The sequence below is a fragment of the Sphingopyxis sp. LARHCG72 genome (assembly GCF_052871675.1).
In genome coordinates, this window is sequence record NZ_JBIXJU010000001.1 from 35,995 (window position 1) to 53,312 (window position 17,318).

Consider the following 17,318-nt stretch of genomic DNA (forward strand, 5'->3'; position numbering starts at 1 on the left):
CTCGAAAGGCTGTCGCTCGATCCATCAATCGATCGGTCAATATCGTTCAAGTCGCTCGCTTACACGAAGCAGAACTGCGACAACGTGGCGCAGACCGTCATGGAGAATTGTGGGACCTTCTCGTCGTAAAGGAGCGAGCGACGATGGTGGGCGGCAAATCTGACATTCGGGTTGATCAGCTCGCGCGAGGTCGCGCGCGATCGCTTCAGCTGATCGCGGAGCTGAAGAAAAGATGGCACTCGATCAACGTCCATGCCGACGATTCGATCGATGACGTTATTCTCTTTCGGGAGATTATACAGCTGCGGAAAATTCAGAGTGTCATCAAGATGGCGACACATTCGGTTGGCTCACGCTCTTCACTGTGTGTGTGAGAAGTCTGAGGGCGCCGACGTGGTCAGCTTGTGCGCCGTAATCGTGGGAGATCGAGGACAACCCAAACCCCATTCCGCTTCTCGACCAGTTGCTGGTCCTTGAAATAGGTAATCTCGCGCTGGACACTCTGGCGCGTAACGTCGAAGATGTTGGCTATGTCCGATTGGGTGAACGGGAAGTCTAGCTCGATCGGTTTGGACGCATTTTCACCCAGGCAGCGTTCAGCAAAGCCGACAAACATGTGAGCGATCTGAAAGCGCAGCCGCGTGGTCGCGCGCATCTCGCGTGCGGCGAATTGCCAGCTTATGGCTTCGGCGAATTTGCGGCACAGGGCTTCGGGAATTGCACTGTGGCTGTTATAAAGCTGCCAGAAATCCCGCTCATGGAGCGCGCGGATGCGGCTGGGCACCATGGCGATCGACGTGTGATTGTAGGGCCGCCGCGAAATCATCGCGGTTTCGGCGTAGCAATTGCCTGCGACATAAATGGTAATCAGCGCCTGGCTACCGTCTTCGTGCATGCCAGTCAGGCGCACATATCCGGAAACAACCTGGAATATGCGCGTCGCATCGCGGCCCGCCTCTGCTATGACGTCCCCCACCGCGACATCGAACTCGGTCATGCGCGCAAGCACCTCGGCCCGCACGGTTTCAGGCAAGTCCCCGATCCAATTCTCGTAGGAGAATATTCGCTGCATCGCGCGTTGTTCTTTTTGCCTCCCCGCCTTTCACATAGCACCAATTTTTCCATGGGCCATGTAACATAGATGTCATGCCCCACCGAGCGTCGTGATGCACAAGGCACCTCGAATCGGGATCGGCCAAAGCCGACCTAGTGAGGGAGACGATCAAATGGCATCGACGAAGATCAATCTATTGCGCGCATCGAGCGCGCTCCTGCTTATCATGGCCAGCCCGGCATGGGCGCAACAGGGGCAGGAGGCGCCGTCGCCAGATTCCCAAGCCGATGACGCATCGGGGATTGGCGAGATCATCGTCACGGCCCGACGCCGCGAGGAGTCTTTGCAAAGCGCACCGGTCACGGTGACGGCCTTTACCGGCGAGCAACTCGCCGCCAAGGGTGTCACCGATTTCAGCCGGCTGGCACAGGCGACGCCTGGCATCAATTTCGACGCCTTCCCGAAGGCAGCGCCGCGCCCGTTCTTCCGCGGCGTCGGCAGCAGCAACCAAGGCGCCGGCGGCGATCCATCGTCGGTCGCCTTCCTCGATGGCGTCTATCTGGGTCGCGCGGCGATGCTCGGCATCGACTTTTACGACATGGAACGGGTCGAAGTCCTCAAGGGTCCGCAAGGGACGCTCTGGGGCAAAAATGTTGTGGCGGGCTCAGTCAACTTCGTAACCGCCAAACCCGTCGACATAGCCGAGGCCAATGCGCAGCTGACCTTCGGCGAATATGGCCAGATGAACGGCAATTTGATGCTCAACGCGCCAATCACGGATGGTCTCGCTGCCCGGCTGACGCTTGGCGCCGTCACGAACGATGGCTTCCGCCGAACCTTCGACGGTCGCGCGCTCGACGACGAGAATAAGCTCAGCGCGCGTCTTCATGTCCGCGCTGAACTGGGTCCCGACACCTGGTTGCTTCTGACGGGCGATATCGCGAACCAGGATCTCTCCGATAGCTCGCGCTATAATGTGATCGTCAACCCGTTCACGCCGGGTGAGGGCTATGAGGATTACGCCAAGCCGCGCCGCGCCAATCCCGATCGGTTGGGCTTCACCAAGTCGCGCACTGGCGGCGCGCGCGCTGAGCTGTCGACCGATGTGCTTGGTTTCGCCAACTGGACCACCGTCGCCGCGTGGCGCGCGCTCGACTATGATTTTTCGAACGACCTCGATGGCACCGACCCCGCCACCAACGCGGCCAACGGTTTGCCCGTGAGCGGAATCCAGGTGCTGGCGAAGGAGCATGCCAACTCCTATTCGGTCGAAAGCCGTCTTTCCTCGCTTCACGATGGGCCGGTCAGCTGGGTCGCTGGTGTTTTCTATAACCGTGACGAAGTGTCGCGGGAGCGCGAGAGCCAGCTGTCGGCGACGCCAACGACGGTCAACCGCTTCTTCGGCAACTCAATCAACGACAGCTATGCGGTGTTCGGCGAGGGGCAGTACAAGTTTGATTTCGGCCTTCGCCTGTTCGCAGGTGGTCGCTTCACGCAGGAAAAAAAGATCTATCGCGCTAGCCGCCTGCAAGGTGCGCTCGCGGCGCCCGCAACCTCCTACGACACCGGCGACGCGCCGGGAATCTTCGACAAGGGCGTGTTCACCTATCGCGTCGGCGCCGACTTCCGCTTCAGCAACAATGTCTTCGCCTTCGGCACCGTGTCGACGGGGTTCAAGTCGGGGGCGTTCCAGGAGCAGCCCGGATCGGCGGCTCTCGCTCGCATCCCGACCGACCCCGAGCGGCTGACCAACTATGAGATCGGGCTCAAGACAGACTGGCTCGATCGCAAACTGCGCGCCAACGTTTCGGCCTTCTGGATGGATTACCGCGACTTCCAGACGATCAAGGTCGTGCCCGATGCTACTCAGGGTCCGGTCGGAACCCGCGTGACGGTCGATTCCGCGGATGCCACGATCAAAGGCGTCGAAAGCGAGTTCATCGTCCAGCCCGTCGACTGGTTCGACGCGACGGTGCGCTACACCTATCTCCACCCATATTTCACCCGCTTCATCCAGACGGCGGGATTCCTCGCCGATGGCTCGCCGGTGTTCGTCGATGGAGCGGGAAATCGTCTGAGCCGGACACCCAAGCATGCGGTAACCGCCACCGCCGGCCTGCAATCGTCGCGCGATGCCGCGTGGGGCTGGCTCCGGGCCGAAGTGACGATGGATTATCAGAGTGACGTGTTCGAAAACAATATCAATGACTTCAAGGAATATCGCAAGCCGCGCACGCTCTGGGATGCGAGCCTCACCTATCATCTCGACGACCGTTATTCGGTCCAGCTCTGGGGACATAATCTGACCGACAAGGAATATCGTATCTGGCAGACCAACGGCGGAACATATCAATATGTCCAATATGGCGCGCCGCGGCAATTCGGCGTGACCCTGCGGGCGAAATTCCTGTGATGGCCGCGAATCGCGCATCGACATGCAAAATCTTCGTCCCCTCGGGTGTGCTGGGATCGGGATGCCCCGAGGACGCGCTCGAACGCGGTATCTCGCTTGCGCCTGATTGCATCTCGGTCGACGGCGGATCGACCGATTCGGGCCCCTATTATCTGGGCACCGGAACATCGAAAATGACGCGGCGGGCAACCAAACGGGATCTGCGCCAGCTGATGCTCGCGCGCGACCGACTGCAAATTCCGCTGCTCGTCGGATCGTGCGGAACCTGCGGCACCGATTCGGGCGTCGACTGGATGGCCGATATCGCGCGCGAGATCGCGCGGGAGGAGGGGCTGACCGCGCGTCTCGCGCTGGTATATTCGCAGCAGCGCCCCAGCGATCTCTTGCCGCTGCTTGATGCGGGGAAGGTCACGCCGTTGGAACCGGCGCTGCCGCTAACACATGAGCGATTGCTCGAATGCGATAACGTCGTCGGTCTTCTGGGATATGAACCGCTTGCTGATGCGATTACTGGGGGGGCGGACATCGTTCTTTCGGGCCGCACAACCGATACCGCCGTGCTCGCCGCAGTGCCATTGATGCGCGGTTTTCCGGCGAGCGCCTCATGGCATGCGGCGAAGACGGCCGAATGCGGTGGCCTCTGCACGGTGCAGACGCGGCTGGGCGGGGTGATGCTGACGATCGACGCCGAGGGTTTCGAAATAGAGCCCTTGCACGCAGATAATCGGTGTACGCCCTACACGGTCTCGGCACATCTGCTCTATGAGAACAGCGACCCCTTCCGTCTCAAGGAACCGGGCGTTATTCTCGACGCAAGCGAAGCACAATATGATGCGATTGATGAACGCGTAGTGCGGGTGACCGGCTCGCTTGCCAAGGCCATGCCATACACCCTCAAGCTGGAGGGTTCAGGCGGGACCGGATATCGGACGATGGTTTTCAGCGCGATAGCGGACCCGAAATTGCTCGCGCGCGTTGACGAGTGGCTCGGCAATCTCGAGGCCTATCTGCGCGCCGGGATCACGTCGGTGCTGGAGGTCGATGCGCAGGATTATGATCTCGAGTTTCGGGCCTATGGTCACAACGCACTAACCTCGTCGTCGTCGGTCGCTACACCGCACGAGGTGGGGCTCATGACCCTTGTGTCCGCGGTGACGCAAGAATTGGCTACCGAAATCGCCCGATATTGCAATCCTATCTTGCTCCACTTTCCGTTGAACCATGACGATCCGATGCCGAGCTTCGCCTTTCCCTTCTCACCGGCGGAGGTCGAACTCGGCCGCCAATATGAATTCAAGCTCAACCATGTCGTGCAACTCGACAGGCCGGATCAGTTGTCGCGGACGGTGATCGAAGTGATCGGGGAGAGCGACAATGACTAAGCTTGGCGAAATTGCAAAATATGTCCGTTCGAAGAACGCCGGCCCCTTTTGGGTGACGATTGATATTTTCTGTGCCGATGCCGAAAGCTTCGAACGGATCGCGCGCGCGCCACAACTGACGCCGAGGGCGATCGCCGCATTATATGACGTTTCGGAAAACGAGATCCGGCAGTTCCATGTGCCCGCGCTTAACGTGTTCAAAGTGAGTTTTCCGCGCCCGACGGCCCAAGGCTCGCTCCGCGACGTGGACTCTCACGCCGGTCAGTATTTCGTGCCGCTTCTGTCGCTCGAAATTGATTAGGAGACATCGCCGTGTCGCCTGCAATTCTTGGCTTTTCGATGGTAATCCTGTTCATGATCCTCGTGATGACGAGGCGCATGGCAGCGGTTCCGGCACTGATCTTCGTTCCGCTGCTCTTCTCGATTCTCGCTGGTCACGGCCCGGAGACGGGAGAGATGATGATGAAGGGAGTGACCCAAGTCGCCACAACCGCGGTCATGTTGATTTTTGCCATCCTCTATTTCGGGACAATGATCGACGCCGGTTTGTTCCAGCCCCTCGTCAATCGGATCGTCGCCTGGGTCGGCAATGATCCGGTGCGCGCGACGGTCGGGCATGCAACCCTTGCCAGCGCGGTCGGGCTCGACGGCGATGGTACGACGACTGCCCTGGTCGGTGTCTCGTCGATGCTGCCTGTCTACAAGCGGCTGGGCATTGATGTCATGGTGTTCGCTGTCATTGGCAGCCTGTCCTTCATCATCATGAACTTGAGTCCCTGGGGTGGTCCAGCCGCGCGTGTCGCGGCGTCTCTCCACGTCGATCCTTCGGCCCTCTTCATCCCGATGCTGCCCGTCGCGGCGACGGGGCTCGCATTTGTGTTCCTGCTCGCCTGGTGGTTCGGGCGCCGCGAACGGGCGCGCATCGGCCACATCGATCCCGCAAGGACGTCGTCACCGGAGGACCAACTTGATGCCGCCAGAATTGCGGAAATATTCCAGGCGGACCCGACTGCCCTTCGTCCGCGCCTCATCTGGTTCAACCTCGCTCTGACCCTGGCGCTGATGGCCATGGTGGTGGCCCACTTGGCTCCTCTTCCGGTTCTGTTCATGGGAGGTCTGGCTGCGGCCTTGATCGTCAACTACCCGAAACTTGCCGATCAGCGCGCCCGGCTGACCGCGCACTCGGGCAATGCTCTCAGTGTCGGTGTCATGGTCCTGGCGGCGGGTGCCTTCACAGGCGTCATGGCTGGCACGGGAATGATCGACGGCATGGCGAAATCGATCCTGGCAGTCCTGCCCCCAGCCGTTGGGCCTTATCTCGCGGTGATCACCGCGTTTATCTCCATCCCGATGAACTTTTTTCTCTCGAGCGACGCGTTCTATTTTGGCGTGGTGCCGGTGCTTGCCGAAACGGCAGGTCATTACGGTATCTCGCCCGAAGAGATTGGGCGTGCGTCCTTGCTCGGACAGCCCGTCCACTCTCTAAGCCCGCTGGTGGCCGCAGTATATCTGAAATGCGCCCTGCTGGGGATAGAACTCGGCGACTTGCAGCGCTTTGCCTGGAAGTTTGCCTTGATGCTCTGTTTTGTATTCATTGGGGCCGCGCTGCTCTTTGGCGTCATTCCGCTTTCCGCTTAGGCGAAACGCCGGGCAGCGCATGGCGACGCGGGGCGGCGGCCCTTCGTGATCGAGCGCGATATTTGATCCACGTTCCGTGTGTGGCTGTGCGGACGCATCGTTGCGCGGCGGTCCGTTGCGTCCCACGACGCCGGGCGCCGCCTCCATACCGCGAAGATGGGTGCTTGCCCCGTAAGATGATAGAGGCCGAGAGCGATGGTCTGAGCCCGCGCGACATCGAGCAAGGTCGAGATCGCCTTGGAGCATGGGAGGCACGGGCAAGGGCTGGATGATAATCTTGCTGCAGACGACAACTTCCTTGTCTGCTTAGTTTCCAACGGTTCCGGCGAGCAAGGCTTGATCGGCCATGAGCTGAGCGGCCAGCCATTCCGCGACCACCCGGAAACGCATGATGCTGGCGGTCTCCCGATGCGATAGCAGCCAGATATCCAGGGCGGGCAGTTCTTCGACGCTGAGCCGGTGGAGGCCGGGACCTTTGACGGAAATGCAGGGGAGGAGGGCAAGGCCGAGCCCCGCCTTGCACGCCTCGACGAGGATCGGAATCGCGCTCGAGCGCAGCTGGACCCGAGCATTGGGGGCCGCCTTCGCGATCCAGCGCATGGGCGAGGCGTCCGCGAGGTCGTCATTATAGAGAAGCCAGGGCTGCTCCCCCCAGGCTTCGGGGCCGATATGGGCAAATTTTTGATGCCCGTAAATCGCGGCGCCCAAGCTCCCGACGCGGCGCATCCGGATCGCAGCATCTTCGTCGGGGCGTGAGAGCCGGAGCGCCAGATCGGCTTCGCCTCGCGAGAAGGATAGCCTGCGATTTTCCGGGATCAGCTTGATCTCGAGCTGCGGATATAGTTCCAGCAAGCCGGGCAGCCGCGGTACGAGCCAGTCGGAGAGCAGCGCATCGACCGAGGTGATGCGCACCGGGCCGCTCACATCGCCTGCGGTTTGGCGGGCCTCCTGGAACAGCGCATGGACCTTGCGCTCGATCTCCTCCGCCGCCTCGACGACCGCCAGACCCGCGTCGGTCGGCTGATATCCGTCGAGATCGCGCGTGAACAATTGGGCTCCGAGGCGCTCTTCAGCGGCCGCGAGGCGCCGGCTGACGGTCGAACTGTCGACGCCAAGCGCCTTGCTGGCGGCGCGGAGGCGCCCCTCGCGGGCGATGGCGAGCAGGAGCGGGAGATCATTCCAATCGACGCGGGTTCGATGCTTCACCATGCCGCTGCGTTTATGCAACGCGGGGATGCGAATTACCATAGCGCCAAGCGGGGAGCCGCCATGGCATATCGTCGCCAGACGTCAGGGCGTTGCAGGCCGCGATGCCGCTGTTCCGGGTGGAGCGCGAAGGCTCTCGCCCAGCGGCGCGACAAGGGCCTGCGAACGCTAACCCTGAGCCTCAGGAGAAGAGCTATGAAATTTACCCAGATTCGCAGCGCGACCGTTATCGTGGAATTTGGCGGCAAGCGTTTCCTCATCGATCCCATGCTCGCCGCCAAGGACAGCTACCCGGGCTTTCCCTTTTCGGTGAACAGCCACTTGTTCTGGCCACGCGTCGACCTGCCGGTGCCCGCGACCGATTTGCTCGACGTCGATGCCATCATTCTCACCCATTTTCATCCCGATCACTGGGACGATGCGGCGACCCAGATTGTCCCGAAAGACAAGCTGATCTTCACCCAGGGCGAGCGGGACTCGGCGATCCTCGCAAGCTTCGGATTCACCAATCTGCGGATCCTCACCGCCGCGACCGAGTTCGAGGGCGTGACGCTGAAGAAGACCCAGGGCCGCCATGGCGACGAGAAATTGTTTGACGGGCCGTTCGCGGAAGCGATCGGCGATGTGTGCGGGGTCGTGTTCTCCCATCCCGATGAGAAGACGCTCTACCTCGCTGGCGACACCATCTGGTATGAAGGCGTTCAGGAAAATCTCGACACACACCAGCCGGACGTGATCATCCTGAACAGCTGCGACGCGCGCATGATCGAGCCCACGCTGGGCGAAACCTCGATCATCATGGGCAAGGACGATGTTTACAAGGTCTGCAAGGCAGCCCCGTCGGCGACGATCGTCGCAAGTCATATGGACGTTGTGAACCATGCGTGCCTCGGTCGCGCGGAGCTCAAGGCCTTCCTCGACGAGACCGGGCTTGCGGGACAGGTCCGCATCCCGGCGGACGGCGAAACCTTGCGGTTCTGAGGCCGGCGCGGCGCGACGACCCATGCGCGTTCGCCGGGTTCTGCACGCCGCGTGCGGTCGCTCTGCCGGTTGTTTCGCGCGTGCCCGCGAAATCCGCCTTTTCTGATGGAGAATAGCATGTCGATTGAAGAGAATAAGAAGCTGGTAAAGCGCTTTTACGAAGCCATCGAGCGCATGGATTTCGACGCCTTGCAGGACATGGTGCACGAGGATTTCGTCTTCTACGCCCAGATCGACAATCCGCGCCCCGGCGTCCAGGGCCTGATCGATTCCGAAAAGCCCGCCTTCGAGGCGTTCGACAGCTTTGAGTTTCCGGTCGTCTCGATGGTTGCCGAAGGCGACCAGGTCGCCGCCTATATGTACTTCATCGGCAAGGGCTATAATGGCAGCAATCCAGCCATTCCGGCGAACGGCCGTGACTGCAAAATCTCGCTGATGCATCTGCTGACGTTCAAGGACGGCAAGATTGTCGAGAAGCGGGCGCATTTCGACTCTGCGGACGTGATGCGGCAAATTACCGAATAGCTCCGGGTCGCGTGAGCTGGTCAGGGGGCGGGGCTTGGTCCCGCTCTCTGGCTACACGAGAGAGCCGCCGTTCGGATTCCCGTCGTGCATTCTTCGAACATTCGAGTGCTTATTCGCGGGTGATGAATATCGCCTCGGTCCGGTTGCCGACGCCGAGTTTGCGGAATGCCTTCTGCATATGCCATTTCACCGTCGGCTCTGACAGCGCCAGACACTCCCCGATCTCTCCATTGGTGAGCCCGCGCGCCGCGATGTCGATGATCTCGACTTCTCTCGCGGTCAATAATTTGCGCATCGACCCCTGCGATGCGAGGGGCTGCGCGCTCGAACCCTCCGGCCGATTGTCTATCGCCGCCTGCAGCCGTTCCATCTGTGACGAAAAACTGCGCATGCTGACATCGGGCCGATTGCCCGCCTGCCGGACGAGACCGATGGCGACCTCGCCCTCGTCCAGAAAGGACCGGATGAAGCCCGCCGGCAGCCCCGCGCGCAATGCCGAGATCATCTCGTTGAGCGCCGCTTCGGGCCTTCCAAGGTTGGCGAGGCACACCGCGTGCAGGATGCAAAGCTTCAGCCAGCGGCGGCGGAAACCCATATTCTTGGCTTGCGCCATCAGCCGGACAAGGCGCGGCGAGAGACTGTCGCACTCGCCGCGGGCGAGCGCGAGCCTGATCGGCAGGATATCGCGGGTCACGGCCTCGACATAGGTCATGAATTCGGTGGGAGGGGCCGGAGCGATCTGCGAAATAATATGGTTCGAGAGTTGCTCATCGCCGACGCTGAGCGCCAGATGGGCTTGTTCCCACTGGAAGGTTGCAATCATCCTGGGCAAATCCCGCTGTGCCGACATCGCCTGCGCTTCGGCAAGAATCTTGTTTGCCAGCGCATGGTCCTGACGCAGCGCCGCGATCCGGGCGGCCGTCAGATTGATGTTCAGCGCGCATTCGGACCAGCCGACCTTGGTGACCGTCTGGATGCGCCCTTCGATCGCCTGCTCGGCGTCCGCAATGCGGTTCGCCTCGTACAGCGCCTCGCAAAGGCCGCTGGCGCACAGTCCCGCTGCGTGAGAATAGGGTCCGCGTTCGGCGACGGCGTTTCCCAACGCCAACTGATGGCCCGCGATCGCATCGTTCAGGCGAAGCTCGGTCATCGCGATGATACCATCGACGACCTGGAGATAGGCGTGATTGACCGACCTGTCGGAGAGCTGCAGCGATCGCCTCGATATATCCAGCGTTCGCCGCGCCTCCTGCAGACTGCCATAGGATATCTGTGCAGAGGCGACGACAAGCGCCATTGCGGTGGTCTCGAAGCTGTTGAGCCGACGCATCGCGGGCAGGGCTTTTTCGCCCTTGGCGAGCACGTCATCGAACCGATCCGCCGCGCCATCGTTGAGAATTTCGATGCTGGCGAAATTGTCCTGAAGCAATGGTGTCAGACCCGGACCCTCGGCGAGACGGGTGTTGAACTGGACAAGCGTCTCGGTCACGAGCCGGTGATGGCCAGCAAACACCTTCGCCCATAGCCAGGATGCAAGGGCATGGGGGTAGCGGATGGCTTCCTCGATCGTCATCCGGTTGCTCCAGACGAGCAGCGTTTCAAGGTCGCCCCAACCGACATAGTCCATCGCCACCGATTCCAGCAGGCGCAGCGCATTGTCACGGTCGCCGCCCCGCATCGCGAACTCGATCGCGTCGAGCCAGCGGCCCTGCCCGGCGTACCAGGCGCTCGCCGCGCGATGAACCGTGGCGACATGACCTGCCCCCAGCAAGGCGAGCTGGCCGCGCAGAAACTCGCCGAACACATCGTGGAAGCGATAGCCCGCCACATCGCGGTCCAGCTCGACCCGGCTGAGGAACAAGCCCGCGTCCTCGAGGCGGGCGAGCACGGCAGCACTATCCTGCCTGTTGGTAATCGCGTCGCACAGATCGGCGGTCAGCACGGGAAAAATCGAGATGTGGCGGAGGAAGTCGCGCAAATCTTCCGGAAGCCGGTTGAACACGTCGTCGCGAAGATAATCGGCCATAGCCCCCTGCGCGGCGGCGTGATTGGCAAATCCAGCGATGTCGGCCTTGTTCTGAAGCGCCAGGCAAGCGAACTGCAGGCCGGCCGCCCAGCCGTCGAGACGCTCGCCCAGCCGTATCGCCTCGTCGGTGGAAATTCGGGCACCGAGGCGTGACCCGAGCATCGCGCAGACCTCAGTGTCGTCGAACTTCAGATTCGTGCCGGTCACCTCTCTCACACCGCCTTCGAGGATCAGCCGTGCCTGCCCCATGGCCGGGATGGCCCGGCCCGCTGCAATGATCGAAAAGGAAGGCCCGGTCTGCCGAACGAGGCCTTGCAGCAGACTGACCGCCTCGTCGGAAATGACGCATTCGAGCTCGTCGAGGATCAGGACCAGTGGCCGGCGCTGATCGTGTCGCCGCGCGAGGTCCTCGAAGATTCTTTCGCCGGACGATATGGCCGCTGCCGCGCCAGCCGCGCGGCGCAGTGCTGCGGCGAGGTAGGCGCTGAGCCGATCAGCGGCATTGTCCGCGCCGTCGAGCGTAAGCCACGCAACATCGACCCCGGTCAGGTGCAGCGCTCGATGCCACTGCGCCAGAAGAATGGTCTTTCCGGAACCGGCCGGGCCTTTGACGAGCGTCAGCTTGGGGAGTTCGTCGATGCCACCGAGGCTCAAGCGAGCGCGTGGAATCGTCTGCACCGGCGACCGCGGAGGTGCGAGCTTGCTGCCGACAATCGGGACTTGGCCCTTGGTGATTTTCGGTCGCGCCACAGGCTGTCCCGCTCTCCAATCCTCTTCGAATTTTGCGCGTGCAAATAGTCCGCAAAATCTCATCTACCATACTTTCGTATGGTGCGCTCTCCTTCTTGTGGCTTAGCTTCATGCGGTTCGCTGCGTCCTAGCGGAAGGCAGCTCAGCAGGAAAACAGGAGGAACAGAAACGCGCCAGCCTATCCCGGTGGCCTAGCCGACCCCGGCACTTTCAGACCACCGACCATGGGAGGTACATCGCGCCGGGCATTTCCCGGCTCCCGCTGCCGCCCTCGGGTCTTTGCTTCCAGAACCGACGGTCCCAGCGCGATCGCTCTTCTGGATCCATGCAGAGGCATTGGTCGACATCGCCCAGAAACAGAGGCGGATCGACTTTGGATAGCGCGGCGCGAACGAGCGCCTGCCGGCTTCGAACCCGGGAGGTGTGGTCGGGGACTGCCGAAAGATCGTGCGGGCCGTCCCCTCTTCGGGAGGAGCAGGATATGCACATCGAGTCGATCGCGGACCGGTCCGTTCAAGCTGTCGGAAGCCGGCGGCAGCCGCATCTGAGCCGCCCGGCCGCGGGGCAATTTGCGGCCACGCGTTGGCTGACCCCGTTGCCGACGGCGTTTACGACTTCATCAGCCGTTCGAACCTGTACCCAGGTGGGTGAGTTGACGCTCTGCCAGTTCGATGTCGCGCGGCCCTTTCTCGTTACGGAGCGGAAGCTCAACCATGGCGCAGGCCGCGATATCGTCGGCGTTTGTGCCCTCGTCACCGGTTCCGCGATCCTCAAATCGAACGGCGATATGGCCCCCGCCCATGTCGGCGACCTGATCCTCTTCGAGGCGGGCAAGAGTTTCGAACTCTTGCTGCAGGCCGACAGCAGCTGTCTCATCGTCACACTTCCGGCAGGCGTAATCCGCCCGGCTGCGTCCTCGTCGTCGCCGCCGTTGCCGGCCTATATGAACGGCGCGGAGGGCCCGGGACTCTTGCTCTCCGGCATGCTGCGAACCTTGCCAGAGGCGGTCCGGCATCTCGATATCGCTTCGCCAAGCGCTACGGCGATCGTCTCGGGGATCGAGAGTCTTCTTCTGTCGACGGCGATGCAGATTAGCGCCAGCCGCGAACCGGCGCTCGCCAGCTATGGTCGCGTCGAGCAGGTCAAGGCCTATATCCTGGCCCACCTGAGAGACCCCGATCTTTGCGTGGAGCGGATAGCCCGAGGCCTCCACATCTCCGTGAGCACGATACACCGCGCCTTTTCCAAGGAACCTTATTCGGTCATGTCCTGGATCTGGGCGATGCGCCTCGATGGCGCGCGGCGCGATCTGTCTGACGCCATGAAATCACATCGCAATATCACAGAGGTGGCGTTCAGCTGGGGGTTCAATGACACCGCACACTTCAGTCGGTCTTTTCGGTCCCGCTTCGGCCATACGCCGCGGCAGCAAAGGAACCGGCCCGCACCATGCCTCGTGGTGGTGGAGGCCTGACGCGCGAAGGCTGTGGATGTGCGGGCCGTCAACCGGGAGGGGCACATGGGTGCAATCCATCCCGCGCCGACGGGCCAGAAGCGCATCAGGCCTGCCGTTTGAGCGGTGGCGCGCGGCGGTTCTTGCGGGGCGGAGTGGCGGCTTCGGCCTGGCCGCCGCCATCCGCCTGCTGCGGGTCGGCTTTGTCCCTTTCGGCGTCGCGCTCGAAGAGCAGGCGATATTCCTCGTCGGTCAGCAGCGTCGGCGTCTTCCACGGCTGTGTCCTATCCTCTCGCTGCCAGCCGAACGCGGCCAGCTGCTCAGGCGTGACCGTCTTGGCCAATGTGACGAGCGCATGGCAGGTTATGGCGCTGTAGAGCGGCAGCTCCGATGCCCAAGGCTTCTCGCAACCGATGAACATCGTCGAGCCTGCGACACTCGCCGAGATATAAACCGCCAATGCGTCGCGCTCCTGGTCCGTAAGGCCGGGGTTCATTTCGGCGATCAGCTTCTTCAGCGACTGACGCTCCAGCAGATAGATGCTGTCCACCGCCTTGGCGACGAACGGGTCGTGATTGGACAGCGCCCACAGGTGGGGGAAAAGGCGCGTCGTCCGCCGTGTCTGGATATCGTCGAGCAGGAACCGGATGAGGCGTTCCAGCTTCTGTTCGGCAGAAAGACCCTGTTCGCGCAGGATCGCAACAATCTTGTCCGCATAGGGGACAAGCACCATGTTGATCACGTCCTGCAGCAGGTCGGTCCGGCTCTTGTAATAATAGCTTACGGCGCCAATCTGGATTTCGCACCGGCGGGCGACCTCGCGAAGCGTCAAGGCCTGATACCCACTCTCGACAATGATATCGAGCGCCGTCTCGAGGATCTGGACAACGCGTTCGCGGCCTGTCTGGTAAATCCCCGAACCCGTCCGCGTGCGAAGGCGATTAGCGCCGAACATTCCATTTCCTCATATTGCGAGACGGCCTCTCGATTGTGCCGTCCCATTCGACCGACCGGCCAGACTGGCTCGCAAGGTGACACGGCGACGGGTCGCCGCACAACCCCTTGTATTATCGACCGGCCACATTTTGATCAATTGACAAATATTGAACAGGATGCATAAAGTTCAAAAAACGACTCAGGGAGGATTCAATGGCACGCGAACTTCTGCTCAATGCTTTTGCAATGAACTGCGCAGGGCATCAGTCCCAGGGGATGTGGCGCCATCCGCGCGACAAATCCGAAAACTACAAGCACACCGACCATTGGGTCAAACTCGCGCGGACGCTTGAGCGCGGCAAATTCGATGGCCTGTTTCTTGCCGATGTCGTGGGCGTCTATGACGTTTATGGCGGCGGCCCGGACACGGCGCTGCGCGAGGCCGTGCAGGTGCCGACCAACGATCCGCTGCTCATCATCCCGCCGATGGCCGATGCGACCGAGCATCTCGCCTTCGCCGTCACGGTCAATCTTTCGCATGAAGCGCCGCTGCCGTTCGCACGCCGTATGTCGACCCTCGATCATATGACCGATGGGCGCATTGGCTGGAATATCGTCACCGGCTACCTCGACAGCGGCGCCAAGGGGGCCGGCAAAAGCGAGCAGGTCACGCACGACACCCGTTACGACATCGCTGAGGAATTCGTGACGATCCAGTATGATTTCTGGGAAGGCAGCTGGGAAGATGATGCGGTCCGAAAGAATCGCGAGGAAGGCGTCTTCACCGATCCGGCGAAGGTCCACCGGGTTGTTCACGAAGGAGAATATTTCCATGTGAATGCGGTTCATCTTTGCGAGCCTTCGCCCCAGCGCACCCCCGTCCTTTACCAGGCCGGCGCGTCCTCCAAAGGAACCGCATTTGCGGCGCGGCACGCCGAATGCGTGTTCGTCGTCGGGCATTCGAGGCCGCGGCTGGCGGAGAGCGTTGCCAATCTGCGCAAACTCGCGGTGGAAGCCGGCCGGGCGCCGAACGACATCAAGATTTTCGCGCTGACGACCGTGATCACGGGCGCGACCGATGAGGATGCGCAGGCGAAGGCGGAAGAGTATAAGGAATATCTGAGCTCGTCCGGGGCGCTGGCGCTGATGGCCGGCTGGACTGGAATCGATTTCTCCAAGCCCGACCAGGTCGGCGCGGCCGCTGCGGGCAGCAACAGCATCCAGAGTGCTGCCGCCATGTTCACCCAAGGCGGCCCGTCGGCGCACCGGGATGTCGACAGCATCGCTCGAAGCGTCGCCTTGGGCGGCGGCGGTCCCGTTCTGATCGGCAGCGCGAAGCATATTGCCGACGAACTCGTGTCCTGGGCCGAGGAATGCGATCTCGACGGGTTCAATCTCGCCTATGCGGTGATGCCCGAAACTTTCGAAGACGTCGTCGACCTGGTTGTTCCCGAGCTCCAGAGCCGCGGTTCCTTCAAGACGGAATATGCCCCGGGAACATATCGCGAGAAGCTGTTCAAGCGCGGGCCGCGTCTTGAAAGCAATCATCCTGCCGCACGCCTGCGGCATTGAGCGAAGCGATAGGTCGGGGCGGCGACGGCTGCCCCGACGCCCTGTCTGCACGCGATAACGGGAGGCTCGATTGACTCACCGACCTGCCGAGGGTTCTGTCATGGCGCCCGCTGGTCCCGCCGCCCTGCCGCCGGCATGGGTCGGCGGACTTGCGGGAAAATGGCCTTCTATCGGCGTCATCCTCGTGGCGCAGTTTGCGGCCATGGCCGTCTGGTTCGCATCGGCCGCCGCGGCGTCGGCGCTGGCCAGAAGTGCGCCGCTGTCGGGTTTCGAGGCAGCGCTGCTGACAAGTGCCGTACAGGGAGGCTTTGTCGTCGGCACGCTGGCAAGCGCGCTTCTCGGACTTCCCGACCGCTTCGACCCGCGGCGGCTCTTCATGATCTCTGCGATAACCGCCGGTATCGCCTCGGGGGCGCTGGCTGCGTTGCCGCCCACCGGCGCGACGATCCTTGGATTGCGGTTCCTGACCGGGGTCGCGCTCGCAGGCGTCTATCCGATCGGCATGCGGCTCGCTGCAACCTGGGCATCGGGCGACCTCGGCCTGCTCGTCGGTCTGCTGGTCGGCGCGCTGACCCTGGGGTCTGCAAGCCCGCATCTCCTTGCCGCCTTCACGCAGTTCGATTGGCGCCTGATCTATATCGCGGCGTCGGGGTTCGCGATCTTCGGGGGTGTCGCAATCCTTCTCGCTGGCGTTGGCCCCAACGCCCCGAGAGCGGCGCGCATCCGGCCGGGGAGCGTGGCGCAGGCGTGGCGGAACCGTCCGCTCCGTCTCACCAACCTCGGTTACCTCGGACATATGTGGGAACTTTACGCGATGTGGACGTGGCTCGCGATCTTCCTCGCCGAGAGCTTTCGGATATCGGGCGTGGCAGACGGTCACAGCCTCGCCGAACTCGTCACCTTTGCAGCGATCGCGGCCGGGGCGCTCGGCGCCTGGATCGGCGGCGTCTTCGCCGACCGTTGGGGCAGGACGACGGTCGCCATCGCTTCGATGGCGGCAAGCGGCGCGTGCGCGCTCGCAATCGGCTGGTTGCTCGGCGCAGAGCCATGGATGGTCAGTGTCATCGCCGTCATCTGGGGCATTACGATTATCGCGGACTCGGCGCAATTTTCAGCGAGCATCGCGGAGCTCAGCGAACCGGATTCGGTCGGCACGATGTTGACGCTGCAAACCTGCGCCGGATTTCTACTCACCTTGGTCAGCATTCAGTTGGTGGCGCCAATAACCCATGCGCTTGGCTGGCCCGCCGCCTTCTCCATGCTGGCCATCGGGCCGGCGCTGGGATGCGTGGCCATGGCTCGGCTGCGCGCCAGCCCGGACGCGATCCGGCTCGCGGGAGGACGCCGGTGAGCCTCACACGAATTGATCTAAGTCAGGGCGC

14 protein-coding genes and 1 pseudogene are annotated in these 17,318 nt (G+C 62.2%); 9 read left to right on the plus strand and 6 right to left on the minus strand.

From position 1 onward, the window contains the following. Positions 1–59: 59 nt before the first annotated feature. Together ACIPPQ_RS00215 and ACIPPQ_RS00220 are read right to left on the minus strand one after the other, a co-directional pair. The gene (locus ACIPPQ_RS00215) at positions 60–341 is read right to left on the minus strand and encodes a hypothetical protein (protein WP_446542222.1); all 282 of its coding nucleotides are present in this window, start codon (positions 339–341) and stop codon (positions 60–62) included. A gap of 56 nt (positions 342–397) precedes the next feature. Continuing rightward, complete coding sequence (locus ACIPPQ_RS00220; protein WP_446542223.1) at positions 398–1,033, minus strand: Crp/Fnr family transcriptional regulator; 636 nt, start codon at positions 1,031–1,033, stop codon at positions 398–400. A gap of 193 nt (positions 1,034–1,226) precedes the next feature. Here ACIPPQ_RS00220 and ACIPPQ_RS00225 point away from each other — a divergent pair, with 193 nt between their 5' ends. The 4 genes from ACIPPQ_RS00225 to ACIPPQ_RS00240 all read left to right on the plus strand — a co-directional run bounded on the left by ACIPPQ_RS00225 (position 1,227) and on the right by ACIPPQ_RS00240 (position 6,487). Continuing rightward, positions 1,227–3,467, plus strand: coding sequence for a TonB-dependent receptor (locus tag ACIPPQ_RS00225; protein WP_446542224.1), 2,241 nt, complete (start codon positions 1,227–1,229; stop codon positions 3,465–3,467). Positions 3,468–3,640: 173 nt separating this feature from the next. Continuing rightward, the gene (locus tag ACIPPQ_RS00230) at positions 3,641–4,849 is read left to right on the plus strand and encodes an acyclic terpene utilization AtuA family protein (protein ID WP_446542225.1); all 1,209 of its coding nucleotides are present in this window, start codon (positions 3,641–3,643) and stop codon (positions 4,847–4,849) included. Continuing rightward, the gene (locus ACIPPQ_RS00235; protein ID WP_446542226.1) at positions 4,842–5,150 is read left to right on the plus strand and encodes a DUF4387 domain-containing protein; all 309 of its coding nucleotides are present in this window, start codon (positions 4,842–4,844) and stop codon (positions 5,148–5,150) included. The genes ACIPPQ_RS00230 and ACIPPQ_RS00235 overlap by 8 nt, the downstream gene beginning before the upstream one ends. A gap of 11 nt (positions 5,151–5,161) precedes the next feature. Further along, complete coding sequence (locus ACIPPQ_RS00240; RefSeq protein WP_446542227.1) at positions 5,162–6,487, plus strand: CitMHS family transporter; 1,326 nt, start codon at positions 5,162–5,164, stop codon at positions 6,485–6,487. 306 nt (positions 6,488–6,793) lie between these two features. Here the strand turns inward: ACIPPQ_RS00240 and ACIPPQ_RS00245 are convergent, their stop codons facing one another. Both ACIPPQ_RS00245 and ACIPPQ_RS00250 read right to left on the minus strand, forming a co-directional pair. After that, positions 6,794–7,537 carry a LysR family transcriptional regulator gene (locus ACIPPQ_RS00245; protein WP_446543085.1) on the minus strand — a complete coding sequence of 248 codons (744 nt, stop codon included), beginning with the start codon at positions 7,535–7,537 and terminating at the stop codon, positions 6,794–6,796. Positions 7,538–7,552: 15 nt separating this feature from the next. Next, positions 7,553–7,735 (minus strand): annotated as a pseudogene (locus ACIPPQ_RS00250) (helix-turn-helix domain-containing protein); the annotation flags it as partial. Positions 7,736–7,888: 153 nt separating this feature from the next. Here ACIPPQ_RS00250 and ACIPPQ_RS00255 point away from each other — a divergent pair. Then, entirely contained in the window at positions 7,889–8,674 is a 786-nt protein-coding gene (locus ACIPPQ_RS00255; RefSeq protein ID WP_446542228.1) for an MBL fold metallo-hydrolase, read from the plus strand. A 117-nt stretch (positions 8,675–8,791) separates the two neighbouring features. Continuing rightward, positions 8,792–9,199: an ester cyclase gene (locus ACIPPQ_RS00260; RefSeq protein ID WP_446542229.1), complete on the plus strand. Its 408-nt coding sequence runs from the start codon at positions 8,792–8,794 to the stop codon at positions 9,197–9,199. A 109-nt stretch (positions 9,200–9,308) separates the two neighbouring features. Here the strand turns inward: ACIPPQ_RS00260 and ACIPPQ_RS00265 are convergent, their stop codons facing one another. Beyond that, positions 9,309–11,879 (minus strand): LuxR C-terminal-related transcriptional regulator, encoded by a 2,571-nt coding sequence (locus ACIPPQ_RS00265; protein WP_446542230.1) that lies wholly within the window; start codon positions 11,877–11,879, stop codon positions 9,309–9,311. 577 nt (positions 11,880–12,456) lie between these two features. Between ACIPPQ_RS00265 and ACIPPQ_RS00270 the strand changes: the two genes are divergently transcribed. Beyond that, entirely contained in the window at positions 12,457–13,449 is a 993-nt protein-coding gene (locus ACIPPQ_RS00270) for an AraC family transcriptional regulator (RefSeq protein ID WP_446542231.1), read from the plus strand. Positions 13,450–13,534: 85 nt separating this feature from the next. Here ACIPPQ_RS00270 and ACIPPQ_RS00275 read toward each other — a convergent pair whose 3' ends face one another. Further along, positions 13,535–14,383 carry a TetR/AcrR family transcriptional regulator gene (locus tag ACIPPQ_RS00275; protein WP_446542232.1) on the minus strand — a complete coding sequence of 283 codons (849 nt, stop codon included), beginning with the start codon at positions 14,381–14,383 and terminating at the stop codon, positions 13,535–13,537. A gap of 194 nt (positions 14,384–14,577) precedes the next feature. On the opposite strand from ACIPPQ_RS00275, the gene ACIPPQ_RS00280 reads away from it, so the two are divergent. Next, the gene (locus ACIPPQ_RS00280) at positions 14,578–15,936 is read left to right on the plus strand and encodes an LLM class flavin-dependent oxidoreductase (RefSeq protein WP_446542233.1); all 1,359 of its coding nucleotides are present in this window, start codon (positions 14,578–14,580) and stop codon (positions 15,934–15,936) included. A gap of 100 nt (positions 15,937–16,036) precedes the next feature. Beyond that, positions 16,037–17,287 (plus strand): MFS transporter, encoded by a 1,251-nt coding sequence (locus ACIPPQ_RS00285; protein WP_446542234.1) that lies wholly within the window; start codon positions 16,037–16,039, stop codon positions 17,285–17,287. Positions 17,288–17,318: the final 31 nt, after the last annotated feature.

Coding starts and splice junctions, on each gene's coding strand:
- ACIPPQ_RS00215 (WP_446542222.1), bottom strand. CDS start 341: ATGTGTCGCCATCTTGATGACACTCTGAATTTTCCGCAGCTGTATAAT.
- ACIPPQ_RS00225 (WP_446542224.1), top strand. CDS start 1,227: ATGGCATCGACGAAGATCAATCTATTGCGCGCATCGAGCGCGCTCCTG.
- ACIPPQ_RS00230 (WP_446542225.1), top strand. CDS start 3,641: ATGACGCGGCGGGCAACCAAACGGGATCTGCGCCAGCTGATGCTCGCG.
- ACIPPQ_RS00235 (WP_446542226.1), top strand. CDS start 4,842: ATGACTAAGCTTGGCGAAATTGCAAAATATGTCCGTTCGAAGAACGCC.
- ACIPPQ_RS00255 (WP_446542228.1), top strand. CDS start 7,889: ATGAAATTTACCCAGATTCGCAGCGCGACCGTTATCGTGGAATTTGGC.
- ACIPPQ_RS00260 (WP_446542229.1), top strand. CDS start 8,792: ATGTCGATTGAAGAGAATAAGAAGCTGGTAAAGCGCTTTTACGAAGCC.
- ACIPPQ_RS00270 (WP_446542231.1), top strand. CDS start 12,457: ATGCACATCGAGTCGATCGCGGACCGGTCCGTTCAAGCTGTCGGAAGC.
- ACIPPQ_RS00275 (WP_446542232.1), bottom strand. CDS start 14,383: ATGTTCGGCGCTAATCGCCTTCGCACGCGGACGGGTTCGGGGATTTAC.
- ACIPPQ_RS00280 (WP_446542233.1), top strand. CDS start 14,578: ATGGCACGCGAACTTCTGCTCAATGCTTTTGCAATGAACTGCGCAGGG.
- ACIPPQ_RS00285 (WP_446542234.1), top strand. CDS start 16,037: ATGGCGCCCGCTGGTCCCGCCGCCCTGCCGCCGGCATGGGTCGGCGGA.